This is a genomic window from Mesorhizobium sp. M7A.F.Ca.AU.001.01.1.1 (assembly GCF_004022735.1).
Taxonomy (GTDB): Bacteria; Pseudomonadota; Alphaproteobacteria; order Rhizobiales; family Rhizobiaceae; genus Mesorhizobium; species Mesorhizobium ciceri.
In genome coordinates, this window is record NZ_RZPF01000314.1 from 1 (window position 1) to 7,066 (window position 7,066).

The 7,066-nt window shown below is 61.4% G+C and carries 6 protein-coding genes and 2 pseudogenes; 4 read left to right on the forward strand and 4 right to left on the reverse strand.

The features are described from left to right. Positions 1-740 (forward strand): FAD-dependent oxidoreductase (locus tag EN884_RS19410; protein WP_164895062.1); only part of this gene is annotated, 740 nt, incomplete at its 5' end. A gap of 69 nt (positions 741-809) precedes the next feature. Here EN884_RS19410 and EN884_RS39655 read toward each other — a convergent pair. The 3 genes and pseudogenes from EN884_RS39655 to EN884_RS39660 form a co-directional block, all read right to left on the reverse strand. Next, positions 810-1,004 (reverse strand): annotated as a pseudogene (locus EN884_RS39655) (DUF459 domain-containing protein); the annotation flags it as partial. Between the two features lie 1,181 nt (positions 1,005-2,185). Then, the gene (locus EN884_RS40285; protein WP_236473435.1) at positions 2,186-2,494 is read right to left on the reverse strand and encodes a helix-turn-helix domain-containing protein; all 309 of its coding nucleotides are present in this window, start codon (positions 2,492-2,494) and stop codon (positions 2,186-2,188) included. Between the two features lie 62 nt (positions 2,495-2,556). After that, positions 2,557-2,856, reverse strand: coding sequence for a hypothetical protein (locus EN884_RS39660; protein ID WP_224571022.1), 300 nt, complete (start codon positions 2,854-2,856; stop codon positions 2,557-2,559). A gap of 3 nt (positions 2,857-2,859) precedes the next feature. On the opposite strand from EN884_RS39660, the gene EN884_RS39665 reads away from it, so the two are divergent. The 3 genes and pseudogenes from EN884_RS39665 (at position 2,860) to EN884_RS19435 (ending at position 5,493) form a co-directional block, all read left to right on the forward strand. Next, positions 2,860-3,102: a hypothetical protein gene (locus EN884_RS39665; RefSeq protein WP_224571023.1), complete on the forward strand. Its 243-nt coding sequence runs from the start codon at positions 2,860-2,862 to the stop codon at positions 3,100-3,102. A gap of 1,053 nt (positions 3,103-4,155) precedes the next feature. Beyond that, positions 4,156-4,377, forward strand: a pseudogene (locus EN884_RS19430) (insulinase family protein); the annotation flags it as partial. A gap of 57 nt (positions 4,378-4,434) precedes the next feature. Next, positions 4,435-5,493 (forward strand): class I SAM-dependent methyltransferase, encoded by a 1,059-nt coding sequence (locus EN884_RS19435; protein WP_024504268.1) that lies wholly within the window; start codon positions 4,435-4,437, stop codon positions 5,491-5,493. A gap of 421 nt (positions 5,494-5,914) precedes the next feature. On the opposite strand, the gene EN884_RS19440 is transcribed toward EN884_RS19435, so the two are convergent. Beyond that, positions 5,915-7,066, reverse strand: a 1,152-nt coding sequence (locus tag EN884_RS19440; RefSeq protein ID WP_127385333.1) for an IS5 family transposase, incomplete at its 5' end; no start/stop codon positions are given.

Below are 7,066 nucleotides of genomic sequence, written 5' to 3' on the forward strand. Positions count from 1 at the left end.
GTTCCGAAACGCCGCGCGCGGCCGGCATTCCCGGCGACGATCTCGGCGGCGTGCATGACGCGATGCCCTATCTGGTGCAGCAGAACAGGCGTGTCGGCGGCGAACCGATCCAGTCGGTGGCGTGGCCGTCGCATCCGATCCTCGCCGGCGGCCAGCATGTCGTCGTCGTCGGCGGCGGCGACACTGCCTCCGACTGCGTCGGCACCGCCTTCCGCCAGGGCGCGGTGCGCGTCACCCAGCTCGACATCCGGCCGCAGCCGCCGGAAAAGGAAGACAAGCTGTCGGTCTGGCCATACTGGGCGACCAAGATGCGCACGTCATCCTCGCAGGCCGAAGGCGCCGAGCGCGAATTCCAGGTGGCGACGCTTGAATTCATCGGCGAAAACGGCCAGCTGACCGGGGTCAAATGCTGCGAAGTCGACGAAAAGCGCAAGCCGATCGCCGGCACCGAATTCGTCATCCGCGCCGATCTCGCGTTCATCGCCATCGGCTTTGCCGGGCCAGCCGCTCGCGGGCCGGTGTCGGAACTGGCCGGCCAGATGAAGATCGCCATTGACAGCCGCCGCTCGAAGAATGTCGAGGCCAATGACCGGGACTACAGGACCAGCGTCGAAAAGCTCTATGCGGCGGGCGACGTGCGGCGCGGCCAGTCGCTGGGCGGCTGGGCGATCCGCGAGGGCCGCCAGGCGGCGCGCGCCATCGATGAGGCGCTGATGGGATCGAGCGTGCTGCCGCGCTGAGTCCGTCTCGAGACCCTACTTGTGCGGCCACCTGAAGGCGCTTTCCGCCCTTCCGCTGCCCCGGGCAGCTTACGGACTGATCGCCGTGGTCGTTTCGGTTGTGGCCCCGGCCGCAGGCTGCCGCCTTGGCGGCCAAGAAAAATCGTCGGCGCGGCCGGGCGCAGCAGCGGGCGCCTTGCCCTCGACGACGAATTTTTCACCGGGCCCGTCCGGCTTGGCCGGCGCTGCGGCACCGAGAAGTTCCGAACCGCCGTCGAGTGCCGGTGATTGCGAGTCGGCGTCGGTAGCCGGGTCGGCGGCCTCAGTCTTTTCCTTCGAGGGTGGACTACGTTACTGGCCAGTACCGGCAACGCATCGAAGGAACTTTACAATCATAAAGGTACGTCACTGGTCTCGCGGCTCACCTATGACGATCTAGACGCGCATTCGAGTCCACAATCCGACTGGCATTTTCGTAAAGGCCTCCTCGGTGCGGGCGGCATCAGGGAGGATTTTCTCATGACGAGGACTTCTTACGGAAATGGGGGGCTACTCAAACACATTCAGTGATCAGCGCGGGGGCGGCGTCAGCTATTTCACCGCCGATCTTGGATATAATTTCTTGAACTCACCGCGCTACCGCATCGGTGCTTTTGTTGGCAACAATTTCTGGCACGAGAGCTACGATGCTTTCGGTTGCACGCAGCAGGCGACCAACTGGGGAACCTGTGTGCCAACCGTCCCACCTACGTCAACCTCTCAGCCAGGACAACGATTGGCATTCGCTGCGACTCGGCTTGGCCGGGCAGACGCAACTCACCGAGCGACTCAGCCTTTCTGGTGACGTGGCGTTCCTCTTCACGCGGCTCGACGGCAAAGAGCAGCACCACATGCGCCCAAGATCAAGCTAATTCCCGAAGACGGCGATGGGCATGGCGTCCAGCTCGAGGCGGTGTTGCGGCCGTGGCGAATAACGGCACCGCTCATTTCGAAGAGGCAATGGGCGGTCGTGGTTCCCCGCAGGCCGACGATTGGAAGGCAAAGCGCTACGGCGTTTTCGTGCAGGCTAGCATCAAGTTCAACTGAGAGAGCAAGAACCGAGGAGAGCGGCGATGCCACTCCAGCTCATTACGATCATTGGATCAACAGAAGGAAGTTTTCCGAAGAGTTTTGCAAGCGTGCGCAAAGTCGCCAGACAAAGTTCTCTCGGTCCATAGTGTACGTGCCGTCACGCCCGTTCTCGACATGGTTGAATGATACGTCCCGCGCGATCGATCAAAGTCGTTTTTCATTGGTTTTCCGGAAATCGCGGGGAGCACAGCGTGCTGTGACCCTCGCCTGCTGGTTTTCTGTCAACGCGCAGATGAGGGAGAATGAGCGTACAGCAAAAATCATCAGTGCTGTCGCTTTCGCCAAAGCCCGCCGCAGCTAAACGGGGTCCCACGCCCGGTAGCGCCCCCTGCCGGTCACCTCACGGATGCCGAGTTCGGCACCAGCCCGAGCGCAGCGCGCTGGCTAATTTTCAGCTCGGCCGCGACCAGACCTGCCGACACCAGCGGCCGCGCCAGCACCAGCTCGATCAGCGCCGGCAGGCTCGAGTTTTTGCGCCGGTTCCTGAGCCGGCGCTCCATCTGGCTTTTGGCCAGCGCCTGGATGATTGCAAGGCTGAAACAGTCGATGGAACGCCCCTCCAGCGAAGCCGAACCGGACGAGGCGCGCGCGCCAGGTCCTTCGGCTGCCATCGGCACGCTGGGTTTAAGTGCTTGGGGTGACACGGCGTGATCTCCGCCGTTGGCGGGAACAGGGCAGTGCAATAGTACTGCCCTGTTCCTTTTGATCAGAGGCCAGTGCGGATTTCTTCGGCAAGCGCCCTCAACGTCGTCTCGACGTCATCGCCGTTTACCATCTTCTGCATCGCCACGGCCCATGCGTTCATGGCTTCGCCGAAGCCGACACGCGGTGTGAAAGCCAGCGCGGCTTGGTCCTGTATCTTTTTGAAGCTGTCAACGAAGTTGTTGAACTCGGGCTGCGAAGCGTACTTAGTCCAGGTGTCGTCTGCCAGGTCGACGTGCGCGGCGGATTGACGAGCTGGCCAGCAAGGGCACCCTTGAGCGCCACCTGCTTGGAGGTGGCCCACGGGATGAACAGCCAGGCCGTGCCCTTCTTTTCGGAAGCCGCGTTCATGGCGAGAGCCCAGATCCAGATGTCAGACTCCAAGCTCGTGGCGCTCGGTGCGTGCAGCGGCGGAGCGAAGGCGATCTTGCCGGATGCCGGCTTCCCCGCAACATCGTTCCAGAAGCCGAACATATTTGAGTCGATCGTCATCGCGCTGCGGCCGGACGCGAAGGAAGGAGCCGCGCACTTCTTGATCATGTCCACGTAATGTAGTCGTATCCAGCATCGGTAAGCTTCCAATCGCTCAGGTATTTGTCCAGCGGCTCCAGGGCGCCACTCGGAGCGAGGTCCTACGCGGGCTGAATGCCAGTGCCGAACACATCCCATGCTGGCGACTTCGTCGTCAGTTGGATCGTCATCTTGTTCCAGTAAGAATCGTCTGGGTAGAGTTCCGGCGTGACCTTGATGCCGGGTCAGCTTCTCGAACTCCGGAAATTGCGCAGCGAGAGCATCCGCATAGGGGTGGATGTCGTAGGCCCAAGTTATGCTGGTCCCTTCGAATTGACGCCAGTTCACGGTGTCGGCAGCGGCCGAATTAGTGAGCGATGCCGAGACGGCAAAAAACGCCAAGTCAAAAGCAAGCTGTTTGCGAAGCGACGCGCACCTGTAACGAGTACGGGGAATGAGCGACCCATGTAATCCTCCCTGGGGCATTTTGCCAATTTTTGGGTCCACTCCTCCATCCCGAGTTCGCTCATAGCCACAATAAGCGGTTTCCAACGAGCTCGCTCTGAATGCACCAGGCCAACTGGGTAAAAACGGGTAACCGGCACTAAAAGGCGTTGTAGTATCGCCACCAGAAATACTGCTCCGTGGTGCTGGCCTTTGCCTGGGGGCGCAACACGGCAACTACCCGCTCAAAACGGTTGGTCCTCTACCTCTTATTCACCGTCGCTTTCCTCGCGGCCTAACCCGGCCGGAATATCCGTTGCCAGAAAAAGGCCTCGCGGCCGGTTCGAGGCTCATCCCTCCTCCGAAGCAGCACGCTCAAGTATCGTCACAAGCCCCGAGCGCTTCGCGTTCGGCGATGTCCAAATTCCGACAATGTCGGATACAGTCAGATCTACTGGATTGCGTTTGAATGGTTTTCTCATTTGGCACAGTACATGCGGGTCATCCGCAAAACACGTGACCGACCAACAAGAGTTCGCATGATCACCTTACCACAACATACAGCCGCCGCGGAACAATCACTTGGCCCCTGATCGCCCACCCCGGCACCACAACCGGAGTCATCGATGTTCTGACAGGCTGCCCAAGGATACCTGCTGCAACAGGGCTTGCCCTGGTGACGACCACTCCGGCTCCGCCGGTTACCGACGAGGGCAAAGTGACGGATTTCCTGCTTTTCAACGGCATGGAGGTGGCTGTCATTCCCGACCACCGCGCCGGTCGTCACCCATATGGTCTGGTGCAGGATCGGCAGCGCGGAATGAGCCGCCGGGGATATCTGCATGTCTTCGAGCATCTGATGCTCAAGGCGCCTCATGACGAGCACGGCTCCGTCGCCTGGAGAGATTGAACCCAAAGGGAGATTCAGATGTCTGAAGCGAATCAGGAAAAGTTGGACGCATTCTTGGGGAAAATGGTCGGCGATCTCGGTGCGATCGCAACGGGCGCGGGAGTCCTGCTGGGGGACAGACTCGGCCTGTTCAAGGCATTGCGCGAAGGCGGCAAGATGACGGCCGCCGAACTTTCGACACGCACCGGCACCCAGGAACGCCTCGTAAGGGAATGGCTTTCCGGGCAGGCGGCGGCGGGTTACGTCGACTACGATGAAGCGAGCGACAAATTCTATCTCAACGCCGAGCAAGAGCTGGTGTTCGCTGATGAAGACAGCCCGGCCTTCATGGCAGGCGCATTCGAGTTCCTGTCCGCGCTGTGGCTCGATGAAGAAAAGGTGAGGCAGGCATTCCAGTCCGGCAAGGGCGTCGGGTGGCACGATCATAGCGCGTGTCTGTTTCGCGGTACGGAACGGTTCTTCCGTCCAGGCTACAATGCCAATCTGATCGACTCCTGGCTGCCGGCCTTGGAGGGCGTCGTCGAGAAGCTCGAACGCGGCGTGGACGTCGCGGATGTTGGATGCGGTCATGGTGCATCGACCGTGCTCATGGCACAGGCCTTCCCCAATTCGCGCTTCGTCGGCTTCGACTATCATGCCCCTTCGATTGAGCGCGCCCGCAAGGCGGCCGAGGTAGCCGGCGTCGGCGTTAACACGCGGTTCGACGTGGCGGCCGCCAAGAGCTATCCCGGAACCTATGACCTCGTCACATTCTTCGATTGCCTTCACGACATGGGCGACCCGACGGGCGCCGCCACCCATGTCCACGGATCGCTCAAGCCGGACGGCACGTGGATGATCGTCGAGCCGTTCGCGCATGATCATCTGGCGGCGAACCTCAATCCCGTCGGCCGCGTTTACTATGCCGCTTCCACTTTCGTGTGCACGCCCGCATCCGTGTCGCAGGAAGTCGGGCTCGCGCTTGGAGCCCAGGCCGGTGAGGCGAGGCTGCGCAAGGTTGTGACCGGCGGCGGCTTCAAGCGATTGCGTCGCGCCGCGGAGACACCGTTCAACATGGTGCTGGAGGCCCGCCCTTAGCGTGGCCGTCGCCAGAAATTGCAGCTCATCGCATTTGATGAAGATCACCGCCAAAAATCCGGACGCATCGGGCACATTTTCAAGGCGTCTGGGTTCACGCAGAGGTCGCTGCCGAGTTGTGTGCCAAGAGTCCCATACGTTGCGGCTCAGAAAGGACCCCACGCACGGCGACGAACATGCCCATAGCGATGGCCGCTATAATCACATATGTCCACCATGGCGCGTTCACAAAGCTGGTAAGCCACGTCGCACCGAACGCGCTTACGACAAAAACGAGAGCCTCGATAAAAAGACTGAGCCTGTACACATTCAGTCGTCTCATCCTCATACCACCCATCCAAAGACTGAGCTTGTTGCGCTACTGCGACAGAGCCTAACATATTGGAGAGTGCTCACTAGTCGACCGTGAACAATCCGAGCCCTAAGCGGCGACCGGCTTCGGCCGGATTTGAAGCAGGGCAATCAAGAGCGACAAAAACCCCTTCAGCCACCTGAGCAGGAGGGAGAAGTTGTAGCCGGCGGCGGCCAGGATGGCGTTGAGGGTGTCGCCCTGCTGGCCGGCGAGGTAGTTGCGGCCCATTCTGTGTTCGCTCTTGATGTGGCCGATGACGGGCTCGACCGCCGACCGCCGTCGCATCTGGCGCTTGATGGCTGGGGTGACGCGGCGTTTCTGGCCCGCGGTGAAGACCCTGAGCTTGTGGCTCTGCGGTGCGTTGTGGCCGCGATAGCCGGCGTCGGCGAGGATGCGGCCGATCTCGTTGCCGATGGTCTTTTCCATGTCGGGGATGACGCTTGCCAGCGTGTGGCCGTCATAGGGATTGCCGGGCAGTGCTTTTGCATGCAGGGCGAACTGGCCGCCCCTGGAGCGCTTCAGCGTGGTGGCCACCGACACCTTCACCCCGAACTCGTAGGGCGCATGCGCCTTGCCCTTGCCGATGCATTCCACCTCGTGTGCGTGCAGGCTGTAGATCTTGCGGCCGCGCTGGCGCTGGCGTTGCTCGAGAACGGTGGCGGCCTGGTAGAGCGGCCATTTGAACAGCGCGTCCAGCCCCTGATCGCCGGCGATCTGGCGACCAATGTCGCGAATGGTCCGGCCGAGATAGGTCTTGAGCTTGCGTAGCGCCTTGTTGGCCCGCTTGAACTGCTTGGCGTGGGCATAGCGCTGGTGGCTGATCAGCGCCAGCTTGCCGACCCGCACATAACTCTGGCGCAAATGGAGACCCGTCCTCTTGGCCAGCCGCACCAGCCGTTCGCGTGCCCGATGGATGAGCTTGGCGTCGGTCGGGAACATGACGTTCTTCGGCTGCACGGTGGTGTCGACGATCACCTGGCGCGTGTCGGCCGGTTTCATCGCCCCGGTCTTGACCGCGAGGCTGAGGCTCTCCTGCAACAGCACCATAATCCGCTCCTCGCCCATACGGCTGCGCCAACGCGTCATCGAGGAGCGGTCGAACGGCAGCGTATGGCAAAAGAACGTCTCGCCGGTGAGATACTGGAAATAAGGGTTCTCCACCCAGCGCTCGCACAGCACCTCATCCGACAGGTTGAAGGTGTGCTTGAGGATCGCCAGCCC

Coding starts and splice junctions, on each gene's coding strand:
- EN884_RS19435 (WP_024504268.1), top strand. CDS start 4,435: ATGTCTGAAGCGAATCAGGAAAAGTTGGACGCATTCTTGGGGAAAATG.
- EN884_RS39665 (WP_224571023.1), top strand. CDS start 2,860: ATGAACAGCCAGGCCGTGCCCTTCTTTTCGGAAGCCGCGTTCATGGCG.